Below are 18,223 nucleotides of genomic sequence, written 5' to 3'. Positions count from 1 at the left end.
TAAAAACAAGCGAATCGAAAAATATAAAGAAAAATGGTGTGCATAGAAAAACGGCCACAAAATGTGGCCGTTCATCAGCCCCTCGTTTTAAATATTTCACCTGTCTACTTGACAGGGGGCATATCAATAGAGGGTGGTTTTTCTATGCCTTAAATAAGCACTATCGACAGAACGTAAATACGAACGTCAGCAATGCCAGGATGAACAGTCCAAAAGTCATTAAATCCTTAAAGTCAAATTTCATCCGCATCACCTCCATTCTATGTAGTAGAATGGAGGTCAACCACCCTGTAACACGATTGTTCCATAAAATGGTTTATCACAATAAAAAGTATATTTCAATTAAAAACGTTGTATTTCCCGCGGCGTATTTCTGTTCTGCAACAATTTATTTTCTACGATTTTTTCCAACTAAAATACAATCTTGCTATCACATCTTCAATAGGCGCTCTTCTGATTTCCACATCCTCAATACCTTCAAATTCCGCAAGGTAACCAAGAACCTCATGGATTGCGGTCTGATTTCGGTTGAACTCGTATTCGTAAATCCCTCCATTGGAAGAGAGCAGCTGTAATCCCGGAATTGCAGGAGCACTTAAGAGCCCCCCAGCTGCGGCAGACTGCTTATCAGAGCCGGGGCTTCTCATGGTGACAACGATTCTGGAACAGGCGCCGGCCGTATTTCTGAGTTCATCAAAATTTCCGTCAAATGCAATCTGCCCTTTATTCAGAAGAATAATCCGCTGTGCCATCTCCTCCAGATCATCCATGTCATGGCTTGTGACGATAATCGTGGTTCCGCATTCCCGGTTAATTTCCTTTAAAAAGTGTATCATCTGCTGTTTGGCCAGCACATCCAGGCCCAGTGTCGGCTCATCCAGGAAAATTACGGAAGGATCGTGCAGAAGCAGCATCGCAATATCCGCCCGCATGCGCTGTCCAAGGCTCAGTTCCCTGGCAAATGTGTGAAGGAGGTCTTTCAGATCGAGCAGTTCCGTTACAAGTGCCAGATTTTTTTGTATACTGCATCCGGGATTCCCCATACCTCCTTTTTCCATTCGAAGCTGGTAATGACGGGATGATCCCACCAGGTTTCCGTCCGCTGTCCGAACAGTACGCCAACATGACGCATGAGTTCGATCCGGTCTGTGGCAGGATTGAAACCGGACACGGACACCGTGCCCTCTGAAGGGCTTAAGATACCGGAGAGGATCTTAATGGTTGTGCTCTTGCCGGCTCCGTTGGCTCCGGCGTAAGCGACAAACTCACCCGGAGCCACTTCGAAGGAAAGATGATCGAGTGCTGTGATGATGCGTTTCTGAGGGCGAAGCATATTTTTTAAGATATCCCGTGCGTGGCCGCTTCTCTGCCATTGGGAATACTGTTTTGTAACATTATCGATGACCAAAGCCGGAGTATCGTGGCGAACCGTTGACTGCATAATATTTCATTCCTTTCTTAAATACATAAATTGTGAACAGTGATAATGCCAATGCCGCTGCCGGCAGATAACATGCCTGCAAAAGCAGTACAGCGCTTAAGCCGCCGTTCCCTGCTTTTAAAAGCAGCTCCGACGGAAACCAGGCAGCCAGCCCCACTGGAAGCACGGTCAGGAACAGCCGTTTGACGGAATGGTTCATCGTGCCCAGCGGATAAGTCTTCAGAGAAGTAAATAAATCCCTGCCTGTCTGGGCGATCTCCTCGGCTGCCGCAGGTGCGTAAAATGCTGCGCAGGACAGGAGGACCATAACGGATAAGACCAATATGGTGGAGCTGACCGCATAGATAAGCAGCAGAAGCAGCCAGGGCAGTGTGGCGGATAGAGGCAGCCGTCTGACTGCATACGCCGTCAGTCCGATTCCGCATACCAGCATACTGCTTCCTGACAGCGGGGAAAATCCCTGGGCCAGCAGTTCTGCCCATAGGGGTACCGGCTGTATCATTACGTGATCCAGCTGCCCCCGTCCTATGATGCGGCTTATCATAGACGTATTATTACCGATAAAAAACATCATATAGATTCCGTCAACGAGAGTGGAGAAGCCCATCATGAAGAGTATCTCCCCCTGATTCATGCCTCCGAAGCCGCCGAATTTTTCGGAAAGCAGGAAAACGCCTGCGATGGTACAAACCGCGCATACCGTGTCTGAAAAGATTTGAAGCAGACAGTAGCGGGTGTCCCGAAGAAACCACAGGAGGTCCATTTTTGTGTATTGCCTGTAAAGACGAAACAGTATTTTTAAATTATCCACCAAAAGAAATCATCCTTTCTTTGCTTTTTTTAAATACCATGGCCGCTGTAATCCACAAAATCACATTCCAGATAAGCTGCAGCCCAATGGTTCTAAAGGGGGATGCGGCCATGCCGGTATAGATGGTGAGCGGTGCATGGGCGATCGAGCCAAAAGGGAGACAGGAAAAAAACTTATCCAGTCCCCATGGAAACAGGGCAAAGGGAATCATTTCCCCTGACAGGAGGGAAAATGCTGCCTCCCGTATACTGGCTGCTGCCCAGCAGCCATTTTTAAGAACATGGCAAAAGCGGCAAACAGCAGGTCGAGGGCAAATCCCAGAGAGGCCGAAAGCATCAGACTGATGAACGCCATCAATCCGGAGGCAGAGTCTGCCGGAGCCGGATTTACATGTAAAAACGGCGAGATGATCAGCAGAGGAAGGCCAAAAAACAGAAAATTCGGAATCCACCACCGTCCGATCGTTTCAGCGATGAAACTGACCGGAACGGGCACCGGCCGGGTAAAACGTCCAATGACAGAACCTTCCCACAGTGAGGAGGTAGCCGGTGAAATAATATTTAATTCCTGATGAAAAACGGTTGCCATCAGCGTATATGTCATCAGCTGATTTAATGTCATGCCTCCTAAACCGGCACCTTCCCGGTCCAGGGCGGTCCAGATAAAAACGAGCATGACAAACTGAACGGCAGAAACAAGATATCCGCCTGCGATGCACAGGATACCGCCGTCAAAAATTTGTTTTGTACACATCAGTACAGTGGAAACAATGGCGCGGGGCCCGCAGCCATGTCCGGCAAGAAATGTCTTAAATTTATTCATGATAGAACTGCCTTTCTAAAAAATGGAATAATAGAACCCATTTTCCGAAAAGGGCAGATTTTATGTAAAGGGGGCTAATCCCAGAACATAAAAATACCCGAAAGCGCAGGCACCTTCGGGTAGAGAAACCATCATGAAAACCGGTCGTTAAGACAGCCGGAAAATCGATGAATACGAAGGGAGGACGCTGCTGTTATCGCAAAAATGGGCGCACTGATACACGGAAGCGTCATTTTTGTACGTAATAACGGCGACATTGTCAATATTTAACCACAGTGTTGTGGCCTTGATTGTGATGCAATGCATGGCGTCCACCTCCTTTTTCTAAAATGTTTGTTTTAGCATATCATGACAGTGGAGGTGAGTCAAGAATAATATGCTTCTTGATTGTCCCCAAATAAGTTGTTTCTGCATTTTGATTCCGGTGTTTGTATTTATCTCAACCCAATTCCGCTCAGAACTTCATTGGTCGTGATACCGCTGTAATCGTATTTTAATTCTTTTTTATGAAATGGCAATGGGGCCTTGTCATCGAGTTTGATCAGCTTATAGTTGTTGCGCAGACGGATCGTGTTATTCAAAATAGATTTTTGAATCGTTGGTTTTGTGATGCTTTCTGCGTTTGCCAGTATGCTTTCTAAATCGCCGAATTCATGGAGCAGCAGTGCGGCAGTTTTTGGACCTACCTTGTCTGCGCCTTTTATATTATCTGCATTGTCTCCCGTAAGCGACTTGAAATCTGCATACTGATGCGGTGTGATGTTCAGCTTTTCTTTTACATATGTGGTATCGCAAATGACCGTATTCTTACCCCGGTATCGTAAAATTTTTACATTGTCATTGATCAGCTGAAAGAAATCACTGTCAAAGGAGGATATCACAATCGGCATTTGTTTCCCATATGTATAGGCATAGCCTGCAATTACATCGTCAGTTTCAACCTGCTGTACCTCAGTATGCCTGATCTTCATAAAAGTGAGGGCACGATACACATCATCAATCTGTGAAAATGGATTGTCCTCCTCGGCAACCAGTGAGTAATCCGGTCGGTTAGCCTTATATTCAGCAAGCAGTTCGGTTCGGGCGTTAGGGTGCTCACCGTCAAAGAGTATTACAAGGTGAGTGGGGGCTGTCATTTTCATAATGTTAATTGTTGCGCCGATGAAGCCGAGCGTGCCCTGAATTGCCTTTCCGTCTTTATTTATAATACGCGACGGCATGCCGTAGAACATTTGAAAAAGCAGATTTGAACCATCAATGATTAATAACTTGTCCATAATGTCATTACCTCACTAAAAGGATGTACGAAGCAAATGTTTGTATTTGATCAGTAAAGTTAAGCTCACCGTAAGGATGGGGTTAAATGAAAAGCCCCTTTCGGTATTAAACCGATTGGGGCTTAAATTATGTACTGTTTAGTCAGTACCACTCTTACTATTTACAGCAGTCGCCAAGTTTCGCGAGGGCAGCTTCGTCTGCTACGATTGTTACATCCGGATGCAGCTGTAAAATGGAAGCAGGAACGCGAGGAGTAACTGGACCGCAGATCACTTCCCGTAAGATGGCAGCCTTATCCTCGCCGCTTACTACCAGCAGGATCTTTTTTGCACTCATGATGGTTCCGATTCCCATGGTGTAAGCCTGGCGCGGAACGTCATCGATGGAAGCGAAGAAACGCTTGTTTGCTTCGATGGTACTTTCCTGTAAATCAACGATATGAGTTTCCTTCGGATACTCGTCGGCCGGCTCATTAAAGCCGATGTGACCGTTGTGGCCGAGGCCTAAAAGTTGGAGGTCTACGCCGCCTAACTCATGGACTACATTTTCATAGCGCGCACACTCTTTTGCAGCGTCCGGCTCTGTACCATCAGGGATATTGGTGTTCTCTTCCTTGATATTGACATGCTTGAACAGATTCTCATGCATAAAATAGTAGTAGCTTTGATCGTTATCTCTTGTCAGTCCTTTATATTCATCCAGATTGGCAGTCTTTACTTCAGCAAAATCCAGATCACCGTTGTTGTACCATTCAATCAACTGCTTGTAGGTTCCGATCGGTGTGGAACCGGTAGCGAGTCCCAGTACGCAGTCTGGTTTCATGATAACCTGAGCGGAAATAATGTGTGCCGCTTTGCGGCTCATGTCATTGTAATCCTTTGCGCGGTAAAGTCTCATTTTATAGCCCTCCATGTTCTTGAAAAAAAATTTTATTCCATTTATAGCTTTAGGATAACATTTTTATGGCATAGTTTCAATGGCTATTTGCATAAAATATTTATAAAAGGGGTGATATCATGTCCAATTATCGGAGACTAATCTCATATATCTATGCCTATGAAGGCGGAATCAAAGGAAAAAACATTGGGTTCGCGAAAATAGAGACGCGGGGCAGCCAGTGCAAGATTACGGTGAATGTGAAAAAGGTTTATGTGGGCGGCAATGATATCGGTGTCTATCTGCTGGCCGGTGAAAAAGAAATTTTGCTGGGAAATATTTTTATCCGCGGAGGTTCCGGGGAATTTCGTACGGTCGTTTCGGTAAGCGATGTTGAACACTCCGGAATTCCCATGGACCAGTGCTACGGACTGACAGTCCATGATGTGGAAAATACATGGCGGTCTTACACGACGATCTGGGAGGATGCAGTGGCCCACGCTGCAGAGGTGGAACTTTCCAACACACTTCCCGAAACAAAAGAAAGAGAAGAAACGGCGCAGGAGGCGCAGATTAAAAAGGCGATAAAAGAAATCGAAGAAGAGTTCCCGGTAGAAAATGAACAGGATACAAAGGAAAGTGAAAAGCAGGATAAAATGTCCCGGGAGCAGCTTAAGGCATTTACGGAAAGTGCCAGAGAACAGTCGAAGGCATTTGCAGAAAGCATCAGAAAACAGGTGGAACAGTCTGCAGATACGACGGAGCAGACAGCGGAGGCATGGATCCGGCAGCAGGAAGCCAGGATGGAATGGTCCAGAGCAAAAGCTTCTTACATAGAATCCGTGAATGAACCTGCGAAGCCGGAAATGGCGCCGGTGGAGGAACCGCCGCGCAATGTTCACGGTACGGAGGAGCCTGCCTCAGAGCAGGAAATTCCAATACGGGAACCGGTACGGCAGCAGCAGCCTCTGACAATGGCACACACGTCGGAACTGTCTTATGGCAAAAAGGATAATTCGCTGCGCAGCCATACCGTATTTTCCGGAGTTCCGGCCGTAGAATATGCTTCTGAACTGATGCCGGATATCGAGACTGTTACAACACTACATACAGGAATGTTGGAGGCGGAAGCAAATAATCAGCCTCCGTTTATGGAAGAGAGGCAGTCTGCCGGGGAATCGGCGGAGATGCTGTATAACCAGGAAGAAAAGGAAATTCAGAGTGAATTTCTGGAAGAGATCCAGGGCGAGACGATTTGCTATCGGGCCGATGCATCGAGGCCATTTGCCGTCCGGCCGGAAAGCAGGATGTACCCGCAGCAGGAAGCAGATATGGGAGCACCGAAATCTGCAGATGAAAATCTGACGGATTTCCATGCATCAGAACACAGGCAGGAACAAGTGGACCGGTATGAAACTCAGAACACAGATGAGATAACCGGCATTCATTTGTTGGCGGACAGAGAAAAAATACCAGGTACAGAGTCTGTGGGGAACACGCAAAATCCAGAGATGCCAGACAAAGCGATGTCAGTCAAAGCAATGCCAGACACAGCGATGTCAGACACAACGATGTCAGACACAGCGTCCGGTACGCAGAACAGTTCCGATTCCGGTATGGAGGAATTCATGCAGGAACGGCCAGAGATGTATTTAGCGGACGACGCACAGGATTGTTCGGAAACGAGCGCGTCAGAAAATCAGGCAGCACAGTCTGTACAGGAGAACAGAGACGCAGCAGAATCTTATGGTACCGATGAGGGGTCAGCAGCCACGCCCTCACATGCAGCGGAAGAAAGACAGAAGGAGCCGGAGATCCAAAAAGCCCAGGAGGCACAGCCTGTTCCAGGCGATCCAATGGAACTGGAACGGCTTTTAAAGACTGAGGAAGAGGAAGAAAACTCCAGTGACCGGATATGGGATCAGTTAAGGCGGGAACACACGAAAATCCTGGATTTTGACTATGAGAAGGGCTGCGAAATCCTGACTATTAAACCACAGGATATCGGCCTTCTGCCCAGAGAGACATGGGTGTACGGAAATAACAGTTTCCTGCTTCACGGATACTATAATTACCGTTATTTAATTCTGGCAAAGCTGTTTAACCCGGAGGGGACTCCGCGTTATCTGCTGGGGGTTCCCGGCCATTATTACAGCAATGAGCGGTATATGGCGTCGATGTTCGGTTTCCCGAATTTTGTGCTGTCAAAGAACCAGCCTATGGAAGACGGACGTTTCGGCTACTGGTATACCGATGTAAAAATTGGTAACTGATACCGTCAGCCGTCCGTCAGTAATCGATTCCGCGCAGAGAAACGTCAGCAATATAGGGGTGCAGGATTTCTGCAAATGCCAGAAGCTCCTCCTTTGTGCAGGAAGTAAATCCGGTGCATAAGACTTCACCGGAGTCCACATAATTCTGGAGATAGTAGTGGGAACAGCCCTTAAGCCATTGGCCGATATCCAGGAAATCCCGGTTGCCGTGAAGTTCCTTTACGACAGTAGTCCGGAACTCATACGGGATGGAGCCGTTCATCAAAAATGCCGCGCTTTCCTCTATATATTTTATCTGAATGCCGGGAATGCCTGCTGTGCGCGGGTAATTTTCCCGGCCGGCCTTGATGTCCATGGCAATATAGTCGAGAAGGCCTTTCCCGGCGAGATCCTTTAAGACGGCGGGCCTGTAGCCGTTGGTATCCAGTTTGATCAAGTACCCCATCTGCCTGATCCGGCGGATAAATTCTTCCAGATCGTCTGAGAGTGTTGGTTCTCCGCCCGTGATGCAGACCCCTTCCAGAACCGAGGTACGCCGTTTTAAGAAGGTGAAGAGCGAATCCTCTGTCATGGCTTCCTCGGCGTCATTTCCCAGAAGCCCGCTGTTGTGGCAGAAGGGACAGCGGAAATTACAGCCGCCTAAAAATATGGTGGCTGCGACATGGCCGGGGAAATCCAGGAGAGTAGTTTTTTGCAGACCGCAAATTTTCATTATTTTCGCTTCCTTAGTTTCATGGTATACTAGTATGATCCGCACGAAATACCTTACTGTTTCGCTGGTCTGATTTACCGACAGCACAGACGCAAAAGCCTCAGCATAGCCCCACTACGCCTGCGTTTTTGCGTCTGCACTCTCGAAAAATCATCCTCATCGGACCAGTAAGGCATTTCGTGCGGGTCATACTGGTACTGCATTGCGCAATGCAGTACCAGTATACCATATTCTAAAACGAGTGGAAAGAGGGACCGGCATGAATGCTGATGAAAAATATATGCGCGCCGCAATTGGACAGGCCCGGAAGGCGGGAGCGATCGGTGAGGTACCTATTGGCTGCGTCATTGTTTATGAGGACAAGATTATAGCGAGGGGATACAACAGGAGGACGATTGACAAGAATGTTCTGTCCCACGCAGAGATTATCGCGATAAAAAAAGCATGTAAGAAGATTGGTGACTGGCGGCTGGAAGGCTGTACCATGTATGTGACCCTGGAACCGTGCCCCATGTGTGCCGGGGCTATCGTCCAGGCAAGAATTCCCAAAGTTGTAATCGGCTGTATGAATCCAAAAGCCGGATGCGCCGGCTCTGTGCTTGATCTGCTTCATGAGGACGGGTTTAATCATCAGGTTGAAATGGAGAACGGTGTTCTGGAGGAAGAGTGTTCGCGGCTCATGAAGGAGTTTTTTAAGGCGCTCAGGGAAAAGAAAGCAGCTGTGAAAAAACAAAAACAGGAAGAGACGACTCCTTGACAAATGGCCCGATTGCATGTATACTAAATTGGCTATACATTGAAACAGATGTATAGGTGTGTGCAGTAATGTTAATCGATGGAATGTCAGCATACAGACCAACATATGTCATAAAGTTTCCGTGCAGCCGGGGAGATAGCGGTGCCCTGTACCTGCAATCCGCTCCAGCAGGGGTGATGTCTCACCTCGGATCGTCTACTGCAGGGCTGCCCCTGATAAGTGGCGATGACGTTTGGGTCTTACGCAACAGGAATTCATGAACCGTGTCAGGGCAGGAATGCAGCAGCACTAAGTGGAACCTCCTGTGTGCCGTGAGGCAGCCTGGACTGAGTTAACTGTCAGGGTAACGCCTGTGGTAACGATACAAAGTGAGACGCACGGATTAATAATATAACTATAAATAAAATACAGCGAATAGAAGACAATAAGACACCGGGGAAGAAAATCCGGTGTCTTATTGTTTCACGGGAAAATCCGTCCGTGTATCAATCCTCCCTTTGAGGGGCCGCAAAGCCGGCTTGCCGGACTCTTTGGTATATTACAATCATTACCATTTAACTGGTAATTTTCTTACATTTCCCGATAGAACAAAGTTTTCCCTTGCCCCACCCTTCCCTTTGTATTATAATTATGTACAAAATGGGTATATAGTATCTATTTCCTAAACATGAATCTAAGAAGGGGTGTGCTTTGATGATGAGAGTTGGAATGCTTACAAGCGGCGGCGACTGCCAGAGCTTAAACGCGACAATGCGCGGTGTTGCGAAGGCGCTGTACAGAATGTATGACGATGTGGAAATAATTGGTTTTGAGGACGGATACAAGGGCCTGATCTATGCAGATTACCGTGTTATGAAGCAGTCGGAGTTCTCAGGAATTCTGACAGAAGGCGGGACAATCCTTGGCACCTCACGGCAGCCGTTCAAACTGATGCGTACGCCGGATGAGAACGGACTGGACAAGGTAGAAGCGATGAAGCACACCTATAAAAAGCTGAAGCTGGAATGTCTCGTTGTTTTGGGAGGAAACGGCAGCCAGAAGACAGCGAATCTTCTTCGCGAGGAAGGGCTGAATATCATTCATCTGCCGAAGACCATTGATAACGATTTATACGGAACCGATGTGACTTTTGGTTTTCAGAGCGCCATTAACGTGGCGACCAATGCCATAGACTGCATCCACACCACGGCGGCATCCCACGGCCGCGTATTTATTGTGGAAGTCATGGGACATAAAGTGGGCTGGCTCACCCTGTACGCAGGAATCGCAGGAGGCGCAGACATAATTTTACTTCCCGAGATTCCCTACGATCTGGATATTGTGGTGGAAGCTTTAAAGAGCAGGACAAAGAGGGGAAAACGCTTCTCTATCCTTGCAGTGGCAGAAGGCGCAATATCGAAGGAAGATGCCGCTCTCACCAAGAAAGAACTGAAAGAAAAGAAAAAAAGCGGAGTGATCTATCCGTCAGTCGCTTATGAGATTGGCGCTCAGATTACAGAGCGCACGGGCCAGGAAGTCCGTGTGACTGTTCCGGGCCATATGCAGAGAGGCGGCGAACCGTGTCCGTATGACAGGGTTCTTTCCACGCGTCTTGGCGCAGAGGCTGCGTATCTGATTAAGAATAAGGAATACGGCAATATGGTGGCGGTTATCAACAATGAGATTGTGAAGGTGCCGCTGGAAGAAGTTGCAGGAAAATTAAAGACGGTCGATCCTGAGAGCTCTATCATTAAGGAAGCCAAGATGATAGGTATCAGCTTCGGCGATGAGTAAGGAGCCATAGAGCATGTCATATACGGCATTATACCGGAAATGGCGTCCGGCTTCCTTTGAGGATGTCAGAGGCCAGGACCATGTAGTACAGACATTAAAAAACCAGATTGTATCCGACCGTATCGGACATGCATATCTGTTCTGCGGTACCAGGGGTACCGGTAAGACCAGTATTGCAAAGATATTTGCAAAAGCGGTTAACTGTGAGAGCCCGGTGGACGGCAGTCCCTGTGGAGAATGCCGGACGTGTAAGAACATCGCGGCAGGTTCTTCCTTAAACGTGGTGGAGATCGACGCCGCTTCCAATAACGGCGTCGAGAATATCCGTGAGATCAGGGATGAGGTTCAGTATCCTCCTACAGAAGGAAAATACCGGGTTTATATTATTGATGAGGTTCATATGCTTTCTACGGGAGCCTTCAACGCCCTTTTAAAGACGCTGGAGGAACCTCCGTCTTATGTTATCTTCATTCTGGCAACTACCGAAGTGCAGAAAATACCGGTCACGGTCATGTCACGATGTCAGCGGTATGATTTTAAGCGGATTACGGTTGATACCATTGTAACCCATTTGCAGAAGCTGACCGAGGCCGAGCACATTTCCGTGGAGGATAAGGCGCTGGCCTATATAGCCAAAGCGGCGGACGGGGCCATGCGTGACGCGCTGAGTCTTCTTGACCAGTGCGTGGCCTTCCATTATGGAGAGGTACTGACCTATGACAATGTGCTGGATGTCCTTGGAGCCATGGATATTACGGTTTTCAGCCAGCTGTTTCGCGCCGTGGTGGAGAATCGGACGAAGGACTGTATTCAAAGCCTGGAGGAAATGGTGATCCAGGGGCGTGAGCTGGGACAGTTTGTAACAGACTTTATCTGGTATCTGAGAAATCTTCTCATTGTAAAATCCGTGGATGACGCGGAAAATATGCTGGATATGTCGACGGAGAATATGAATCTTCTGAAGGAAGAAGCCGGTCTGATCGACGGAGAGACTCTTCTGCGGTTTATAAGGGTATTTTCCGACCTTTCGAACCAGCTTCGCTACGCATCCCAGAAAAGGGTGCTGATTGAGGTCGCTCTCATTAAACTGACACGCCCTGAGATGGAGGAGAATCTGGATTCCGTCATACAGAGAATCGGCAATATTGAGAAGCAGCTGGAAGAAGGCGTTTTCGTAGCGGGAACCATGCCTGCCACTGGAAACAGTACGGACTCCGTACCAGCCGGGGACAATGGAAGAATGGGCGGCAATGGTGCCCCGTCTGAACCGCTGACGCCTGCGGAACGCGTTGTGCTTCCCGAGGCTCAGTTGGAGGATTTAAATCTTGTCCGCAATGAATGGGGAAAGATTGTAAAAGATCTGGGCGGCCCAATTCGGGCCAGCTTCCGGGATACGGTGGTGGAACCGGCGGGAGACAGTTGTCTCTGCGTTGTATTTACGGATCAGAGTAATTTTATTATCGGCAGCCGTCCGACGACTCTGGGAGACATCGAGCGGTATGTGGAAGAGCATTATCAAAAATCAATTTATTTTAAGGCCAGACTGCGGGGCGGAGGCGAACGCCTCGATACCATTTACGTCAGTGATGAAGAATTAAAAGAAAATATTCACATGGATATTATAATAGAAGATTAACAGGAGGACATACACCATGGCTAAGCGTGGCGGTTTTTCAGGCGGAATGCCTGGCAATATGAATAATTTAATGAAGCAGGCTCAGAGAATGCAGCGTCAGATGGAAGAGACGACAAAGGAGCTTGAGGCGAAGGAGTATACGGCAACAGCAGGCGGCGGAGCGGTATCTGTTACCGTATCCGGAAAGAAAGAAGTGACAGCGGTGAAGCTTTCTGAAGAAGTGGTGGATCCGGATGATATCGAGATGCTGGAAGATTTAATTGTGGCTGCAACCAACGAGGCGTTCCGCCAGATGGAGGAAGAGAGCAGCGCAGCCATGTCCAAGCTGACCGGCGGTTTAGGCGGTATGGGCGGAGGCTTTCCTTTCTAATCATGGATTACTACAGCAGTCAGATAACGAAATTAATAGAAGAGCTGTCCAAGCTTCCCGGAATAGGAAGCAAATCTGCGCAGCGTCTGGCATTTCATATTATCAATATGCCGGAAGAATCAGTAACAAGCCTTGCCTCGTCCATTACCGAGGCGAAGCATAATGTCCATTACTGCAAGGAGTGTTTCACTCTGACAGATCAGGAGCTGTGCCCGATCTGCAAAAGTGACAAACGCAACCATAAAGTCATCATGGTTGTTGAGGATACAAGGGATTTGGCGGCTTACGAAAAAACGGGGAAGTATGACGGTGTTTACCATGTGCTTCATGGGGCGATTTCTCCCATGCTGGGAATCGGACCAAATGATATTAAGCTGAAGGAACTGATGCAGCGCCTTCAGGGTGATGTGGAAGAAGTGATTATCGCTACCAATTCCAGTCTTGAAGGGGAAACCACGGCGATGTATTTAAGCAAGCTGATAAAACCTACCGGCGTGCGGGTAACCCGCATTGCCAGCGGCGTGCCCGTCGGCGGAGATCTGGAATACATAGATGAAGTAACATTGTTACGGGCCCTGGAAGGCCGGGTCGAACTGTAACTCATTAACCTTGTTAGGAGATGCAAAAGAATGGATAAGTACGAGTTTAATATTAAAGTTGAACAGATAAAGAAGCTTGTCGGCAAGAGTGATTATGAGACGGCCATGAAGATTGCCGATACCATTGACTGGAGACGTGTGCGCAACACGAACCTTTTGTCCATGGTAGCCATGGTTTATGAAAAAAATGAGGACTATGAAGAGGCCAGAGAGATTCTTCTTCTGGCGTTTGAACGCGCCCCCATTGGGAAACGTCTGCTCTATAAGCTGGCAGAACTCGCATTAAAAGAGGGCAATATTGATGAGGCTGAGGCATATTACAGGGAATTCAGTGATCTGGCCGGTGACGATCCGAGACAGCAGCTTCTACGCTATTTAATTTTGAAGGCCAAAGGTGCGCCTGCCCAGCAGTTAATCCATTCTCTTGAATCATATACAAGTCAGGAAATTGATGAGAAATGGCTGTATGAGCTGGCCGAACTTTACAGCATAGCAGGTATGGCCGACAGATGCGTAGAGACGTGTGATAAGATCATGCTGATGTTTGGTCTTGGAAAATATGTGGATAAGGCGATGGAACTGAAAATTCAGTACGCGCCGCTGACCAGTTATCAGATGGATCTGGTGGAAAACCGTGACAAATACGAGGCCAAGCTTCGCGCCGTAGAACAGGAATACGGACTCGGCGGAAACCAGATGCAGGTTCAGGATCAGGAAGAGGAATACTATGATGACGGAAATCAGGGGATGGATATGCCGGAGGAACCTGATTTCGAGGATTTACAGGCGAGAATGCAGGAGGCTGAGGTTCAGGAAGGCCTGGCCCGTGAGATGTCCCGTATGTCATATGAGGAGCCGCCGGCAGCACAGCGTGCGATGAGGCACGACAGGACGCGGGTGCTTGATGATATCAGGCGTATTAACCGTCCTGTCTATCACGATGCGTCCATGGCTGCCGGGGAGACCGCGGCTGCCGGAGCCGTATATGCAGAAAATGCGCTTGCAGGAGCTGCCGGAGCTGTATACGGCGCAGCAGATTCTGCGGTTCACATGGCTGGGAATGCAGAGCGGCTCGCTTCCGCGATGCCGAGACCGCGCGGAATGATGCGCATGCCGGAGATGGACGAGGAAGCCGCCGCGGAGCCGGTGATTGAAGAAGACTATGCTTACGGAAATTCCGGTTACAATGGATCTTCCTATGGTAATACCGCTTATGACGAACCGGTTTACGGTGAAGACGCCTATGATAATACAGGATATGGTGAAACCGCTTATGATGATCCGGCTTACGGAGAGAATGCCTATGAAGATAACACCTACGGTGAACCGTTCAACGGAGAAAATACTTCTGGGGAGCCTGCCTTCGGTGAAGCAGTTCCGGAGGAGGAGGTCTACAGCGATTATTCAGATATGGAATCCTCCGGTGATGATCCGGCCTGTGGAGAGAACGCTTATGAAGAACCGGAATTGTCATATGCGGAATCAGAGACTGAGGAATCCGCTGATGTTCCGGTGGAGGCGGAATACACCGCACCGGAGAGCGATCCGGCTGAGTCTGAGGTATTGAATAGCCAGGAACCGGAAGAAGAGGCTCTTGAGATCGAGGACCTTGACGACGATGCAGAAGAACCACCGGTATTGAATCATTTGATGATTGAAGCCAGGACTCCGGAAAAAGGGCTGAAAATTGCCGTAGAGGCATTAAAACAGATCCATAATGAAACAGGCATTAAAAATTCGGTAGCCAAGATTACAGGAGAGAAGCTTTCGAGAAGAGGTGTTCTTGCTTCCGCGGAAAAACTGGCCGGAAAAGATCTTGTGATAGAAGAGGCCGGTGATTTGACTCCGGAAGCCTTAGAAGAATTGTATACACTGATGAACCGCGATGCCAGTGGAATGATCGTGGTTCTGATTGACAATCCCAAGCAGATGGAGAATCTTCACAGAAACCATCCGCGCCTTGCAAGCAAATTCGAATGTATTGGAAGCGGAGAAGCGTATGAGCCGGGCGAAGCGTATGATCAGCCCGTTTCTCCGGTACGGGAGCCGAAACCGGCGGTACGGGCTGAAGCGTCTGCTCCAGGGAAAGCTGCGCCAAAAGCGGCGGTAAGGCCTCTTTATCCCGAACGCGGCGAAGCACCGGTCAGACGCCAGCCAGTTCCTCCGGAAGAATCCTATGAAGAGGATTCTTATGAGCAGGATTCTTATGAACAGGATCCTTATGAGCAGGATATCAGAAATGCAGAGTCATACGAGACGGATTCTTATGGTGAAGAAGGATATGAAGAGATTCCGAATGAGGAAAAAGTGCACAATAAGAAAAAAGGTCTGTTCCGCAACCGTAAAAAACCGGTATATGAGGAGCTGGAACCGGAAGAGTCCTATGACGAAAACGATGATTATTACGTGGAGGAAGATGAAGACGGCGAAAACGGCATGACCTACCGCAATGACAATGGTCCTGGAAGCCACGGGGAAGAGATGGATATTGATGAGTTCGCTCAATATGCCTGCCGTTATGCCAACGAAATTGACTGCAGTATAACAGGAAAGAGCATGCTGGCTTTATATGAACGGATTGAGATCATGGAAGAAGACGGTGTGGCTCTGACAAGAGAGAATGCAGAAGGTCTGATTGAAGAAGCGGCAGACCGTGCTGAAAAACCATCCTTTGGAAAGCGTGTCAAAGGAATCTTTTCTTCCAAATATGATAAGGACGGCCTTCTGATCCTGAAAGAAGAACATTTTATATACTAATTGAGAGCGGTGGTCATACCGCTGTACCCCATCATTTCTGCGTGAAACTTAACCTGTAGGGAGCAGAAAGAAACAGTAAACTGGAGCATGAATTGTGGATATCAGATTAATTGCACTTGATTTAGACGGAACGCTTCTGGACAGTCAGAAGCGTCTGTCGTCCCGTAACAAAAAGGCGCTGACGGAATGCCTGAGACGAGGCATTCATATTGTTCCGACAACCGGAAGAACCGTATCGGGGATTCCTCAGGTTGTCAGGGAACTGCCGGGAGTGCGTTATGCCATAACGACGAACGGCGCAGTGGTGGAGGACATGAAAGATGATTTGACTCTGTCCGAGTGCACCATTCCATGGCAGCTTGCGCTGAATATTTTAAAAATTGTTGACCATTATCATGTAATGTATGATCCGTACATTGAACGGCGGGGGATTACAGAACCGCGTTTCTATGAGCATTTAACAGAATATGGCCTGGCCCCGGAACTGCAGGAGGTGGTGAGGCTGACCAGGGATGTTCATCCCAATATCATTGAATTTGTTGAGACTGCCCGGAAGCCGGTTGAGAAGATTAATCTGTTTTTTCCTGAAATCGAGGAACGTGCACGGGTAAGAGAGGCATTGGAAGCGATAGACGGGATTCTCATCACCTCTTCCATGCCGATGAATCTTGAAATCAACGCTCCCGGAGCGACAAAAGGCGGCGGCATCCGGCGTCTGGCAGAACATCTGGGGCTTAAAAGAGAGCAGACGATGGCGATGGGTGACGGAGAAAATGATTTCTCCATGATCTTAGAAGCCGGAATTGGTGTTGCCATGAAAAATGGCAGACCGGATCTCTGTGAGGCGGCTGACTATATTACAGACACAAATGACGAAGATGGAGTGGCGTCGGCCATATATCGCTTCGTCCTTGAGACAGAAATATAACGAGGAATTTTATGGAAAATTGGTTATCAATCGCGGCCGGGGTCTACCTGCTGTCTATGGTTCTCTATGGACATTACAGGGGATTTATCCGGCTTGCAGTATCTATGGTGGCATTGGTGGCGGCGCTGGCAATTGTGCACGTATCCATGCCGAAAGTAACAGAATACTTAAAAGAAAATACGTCGATACAGCAGACGCTGTCTGACAGCATGAAGCAGGCAGCAGGTATCGGTCTGCCCGATGAAACTGGTGATGGGGAAGAGAAGGATGTGCCATCCGTACAGCGCACGATCATAGAGAACCTTAATCTGCCCCAGAATGTCAAAGCAGCGCTGATCGAAAATAATAATCATGAAGTATATGAGCTTCTTGGGGTAAATGCATTTGCTGATTATATCGGAAACTATCTTGCGGACATGATTCTTAATTCCGTCGGCTTTGTTCTGCTGTTTGCAATTGTGTATCTTCTGATCAGGCTGGTAGTCCGCTGGCTGGATCTGATTGCCCGTCTTCCAATACTTTCAGGTATGAACAAGATTGCGGGTGCGCTGCTGGGAGGCGTGCAGGGGCTGCTCTTTCTGTGGATTCTCTGTCTGGTGCTGACGGCATGTTCCGGTACTGCGTGGGGAATGACTCTGATTCGTCAGGTAGAAGCCAGCAAATGGCTGTCCTTTCTATATGAACACAATTTTCTGAATGCAATTGTTCTGGGCGTCATCCATGGTATGCTGTAGGCACAAAATTGTTGATATCATATATTCAATTAAAACAAATCGTTGAGCAGAATGTAAAAATGTCTGTCCAACGGTTTTTTTAATAACCACTAAATGTAGGAAAAATCAAGAAATAAAAGCATATTTAGTATCTGTAAAAATTGTTTGAGAAAATGGAACAAATTCCCTTGACATTATTTGTTGAACATGATATATTATAAATCCAGCACGGAGATAATTCGGTGCAGGGGTCAGCTGAAAGGCTGAAAAGAAAATGAAAAAAGTTGTTGACAAAACAGAAACGATATGGTAAGATAAACGAGTTGCTGTTGAGAACAAAACAACGCAAACGCACTTTGAAAACAGAAGATTGAACAGTATGTAAAACCCTGAAAATTCTAATAAAACAAGCCATTGTTTGATGGCTTTGAATGAGAAAATTCAGAACGAATACAAGTATTGTATACGAACCAAACA

17 protein-coding genes and 1 other RNA gene are annotated in these 18,223 nt (G+C 47.8%); 10 read left to right on the top strand and 8 right to left on the bottom strand.

Features of this window, described 5'->3' with window-relative positions; translation table 11 throughout:
• Positions 1–395: 395 nt before the first annotated feature.
• The 7 genes from NE473_RS29060 to nagB all read right to left on the bottom strand — a co-directional run bounded on the left by NE473_RS29060 (position 396) and on the right by nagB (position 5,249).
• Complete coding sequence (locus NE473_RS29060; protein WP_256265490.1) at positions 396–1,043, bottom strand: ATP-binding cassette domain-containing protein; 648 nt, start codon at positions 1,041–1,043, stop codon at positions 396–398.
• Positions 998–1,441, bottom strand: a complete 444-nt coding sequence (locus NE473_RS29055; protein ID WP_256265489.1) for an ATP-binding cassette domain-containing protein — start codon at positions 1,439–1,441, stop codon at positions 998–1,000. The genes NE473_RS29060 and NE473_RS29055 overlap by 46 nt, the downstream gene beginning before the upstream one ends.
• Complete coding sequence (locus NE473_RS29050) at positions 1,395–2,252, bottom strand: ABC-2 family transporter protein (protein WP_081035059.1); 858 nt, start codon at positions 2,250–2,252, stop codon at positions 1,395–1,397. Before NE473_RS29050 ends, NE473_RS29055 begins: the two co-directional genes overlap by 47 nt.
• A 207-nt stretch (positions 2,253–2,459) precedes the next feature.
• Positions 2,460–3,074 (bottom strand): hypothetical protein, encoded by a 615-nt coding sequence (locus NE473_RS29040; protein WP_242866276.1) that lies wholly within the window; start codon positions 3,072–3,074, stop codon positions 2,460–2,462.
• A gap of 147 nt (positions 3,075–3,221) precedes the next feature.
• Complete coding sequence (locus NE473_RS29035) at positions 3,222–3,380, bottom strand: hypothetical protein (RefSeq protein WP_006773472.1); 159 nt, start codon at positions 3,378–3,380, stop codon at positions 3,222–3,224.
• 128 nt (positions 3,381–3,508) lie between these two features.
• Positions 3,509–4,351 (bottom strand): 5'-3' exonuclease, encoded by an 843-nt coding sequence (locus NE473_RS29030; protein ID WP_055652404.1) that lies wholly within the window; start codon positions 4,349–4,351, stop codon positions 3,509–3,511.
• 157 nt (positions 4,352–4,508) lie between these two features.
• Positions 4,509–5,249, bottom strand: a complete 741-nt coding sequence (nagB, locus tag NE473_RS29025) for a glucosamine-6-phosphate deaminase (RefSeq protein ID WP_039891575.1) — start codon at positions 5,247–5,249, stop codon at positions 4,509–4,511.
• 119 nt (positions 5,250–5,368) lie between these two features.
• Here nagB and NE473_RS29020 point away from each other — a divergent pair, with 119 nt between their 5' ends.
• Complete coding sequence (locus NE473_RS29020) at positions 5,369–7,501, top strand: DUF6128 domain-containing protein (RefSeq protein WP_055652403.1); 2,133 nt, start codon at positions 5,369–5,371, stop codon at positions 7,499–7,501.
• A gap of 16 nt (positions 7,502–7,517) precedes the next feature.
• Here NE473_RS29020 and NE473_RS29015 read toward each other — a convergent pair whose 3' ends face one another.
• On the bottom strand, positions 7,518–8,213 hold the full coding sequence (locus NE473_RS29015; protein ID WP_055652402.1) for an anaerobic ribonucleoside-triphosphate reductase activating protein: 696 nt from the start codon (positions 8,211–8,213) through the stop codon (positions 7,518–7,520).
• 259 nt (positions 8,214–8,472) lie between these two features.
• Between NE473_RS29015 and tadA the strand changes: the two genes are divergently transcribed.
• From tadA to NE473_RS28970, 9 genes are all read left to right on the top strand, one after another.
• The gene (gene tadA, locus NE473_RS29010) at positions 8,473–8,970 is read left to right on the top strand and encodes a tRNA adenosine(34) deaminase TadA (RefSeq protein WP_022031639.1); all 498 of its coding nucleotides are present in this window, start codon (positions 8,473–8,475) and stop codon (positions 8,968–8,970) included.
• Between the two features lie 119 nt (positions 8,971–9,089).
• Positions 9,090–9,351, top strand: an RNA gene (ffs, locus tag NE473_RS29005) — signal recognition particle sRNA large type.
• 312 nt (positions 9,352–9,663) lie between these two features.
• Positions 9,664–10,743, top strand: coding sequence for a 6-phosphofructokinase (locus NE473_RS29000; RefSeq protein ID WP_022031638.1), 1,080 nt, complete (start codon positions 9,664–9,666; stop codon positions 10,741–10,743).
• 13 nt (positions 10,744–10,756) lie between these two features.
• Entirely contained in the window at positions 10,757–12,379 is a 1,623-nt protein-coding gene (dnaX, locus tag NE473_RS28995; RefSeq protein ID WP_055652401.1) for a DNA polymerase III subunit gamma/tau, read from the top strand.
• A 16-nt stretch (positions 12,380–12,395) separates the two neighbouring features.
• On the top strand, positions 12,396–12,749 hold the full coding sequence (locus NE473_RS28990) for a YbaB/EbfC family nucleoid-associated protein (protein ID WP_006773463.1): 354 nt from the start codon (positions 12,396–12,398) through the stop codon (positions 12,747–12,749).
• A gap of 2 nt (positions 12,750–12,751) precedes the next feature.
• Positions 12,752–13,348 carry a recombination mediator RecR gene (gene recR, locus NE473_RS28985; protein ID WP_002605640.1) on the top strand — a complete coding sequence of 199 codons (597 nt, stop codon included), beginning with the start codon at positions 12,752–12,754 and terminating at the stop codon, positions 13,346–13,348.
• Positions 13,349–13,378: 30 nt separating this feature from the next.
• Positions 13,379–16,105 carry a tetratricopeptide repeat protein gene (locus NE473_RS28980; RefSeq protein WP_055652400.1) on the top strand — a complete coding sequence of 909 codons (2,727 nt, stop codon included), beginning with the start codon at positions 13,379–13,381 and terminating at the stop codon, positions 16,103–16,105.
• Positions 16,106–16,196: 91 nt separating this feature from the next.
• A complete protein-coding gene (locus NE473_RS28975) occupies positions 16,197–17,033 on the top strand; it encodes a Cof-type HAD-IIB family hydrolase (RefSeq protein WP_039891568.1) in 837 nt (278 codons plus the stop codon).
• Positions 17,034–17,044: 11 nt separating this feature from the next.
• Entirely contained in the window at positions 17,045–17,767 is a 723-nt protein-coding gene (locus NE473_RS28970; protein WP_055652399.1) for a CvpA family protein, read from the top strand.
• The last annotated feature ends 456 nt before the right edge of the window (positions 17,768–18,223 follow it).

The sequence above is a fragment of the Hungatella sp. SL.1.14 genome, from assembly GCF_024460495.1.
Classification (GTDB): domain Bacteria; phylum Bacillota; class Clostridia; order Lachnospirales; family Lachnospiraceae; genus Hungatella; species Hungatella hathewayi.
The sequence above is the reverse complement of the archived record's forward strand: the minus strand, read 5'-3'. Positions and strand labels throughout refer to the sequence as shown.

Bases quoted from the DNA above. Each gene is read 5' to 3' on its own strand.
- NE473_RS29060 (WP_256265490.1), bottom strand. From the start codon at position 1,043: ATGGGGAATCCCGGATGCAGTATACAAAAAAATCTGGCACTTGTAACG.
- NE473_RS29055 (WP_256265489.1), bottom strand. From the start codon at position 1,441: ATGCAGTCAACGGTTCGCCACGATACTCCGGCTTTGGTCATCGATAAT.
- NE473_RS29040 (WP_242866276.1), bottom strand. From the start codon at position 3,074: ATGAATAAATTTAAGACATTTCTTGCCGGACATGGCTGCGGGCCCCGC.
- NE473_RS29035 (WP_006773472.1), bottom strand. From the start codon at position 3,380: ATGCATTGCATCACAATCAAGGCCACAACACTGTGGTTAAATATTGAC.
- NE473_RS29030 (WP_055652404.1), bottom strand. From the start codon at position 4,351: ATGGACAAGTTATTAATCATTGATGGTTCAAATCTGCTTTTTCAAATG.
- nagB (WP_039891575.1), bottom strand. From the start codon at position 5,249: ATGAGACTTTACCGCGCAAAGGATTACAATGACATGAGCCGCAAAGCG.
- NE473_RS29020 (WP_055652403.1), top strand. From the start codon at position 5,369: ATGTCCAATTATCGGAGACTAATCTCATATATCTATGCCTATGAAGGC.
- NE473_RS29015 (WP_055652402.1), bottom strand. From the start codon at position 8,213: ATGAAAATTTGCGGTCTGCAAAAAACTACTCTCCTGGATTTCCCCGGC.
- tadA (WP_022031639.1), top strand. From the start codon at position 8,473: ATGAATGCTGATGAAAAATATATGCGCGCCGCAATTGGACAGGCCCGG.
- NE473_RS29000 (WP_022031638.1), top strand. From the start codon at position 9,664: ATGATGAGAGTTGGAATGCTTACAAGCGGCGGCGACTGCCAGAGCTTA.
- dnaX (WP_055652401.1), top strand. From the start codon at position 10,757: ATGTCATATACGGCATTATACCGGAAATGGCGTCCGGCTTCCTTTGAG.
- NE473_RS28990 (WP_006773463.1), top strand. From the start codon at position 12,396: ATGGCTAAGCGTGGCGGTTTTTCAGGCGGAATGCCTGGCAATATGAAT.
- recR (WP_002605640.1), top strand. From the start codon at position 12,752: ATGGATTACTACAGCAGTCAGATAACGAAATTAATAGAAGAGCTGTCC.
- NE473_RS28980 (WP_055652400.1), top strand. From the start codon at position 13,379: ATGGATAAGTACGAGTTTAATATTAAAGTTGAACAGATAAAGAAGCTT.
- NE473_RS28970 (WP_055652399.1), top strand. From the start codon at position 17,045: ATGGAAAATTGGTTATCAATCGCGGCCGGGGTCTACCTGCTGTCTATG.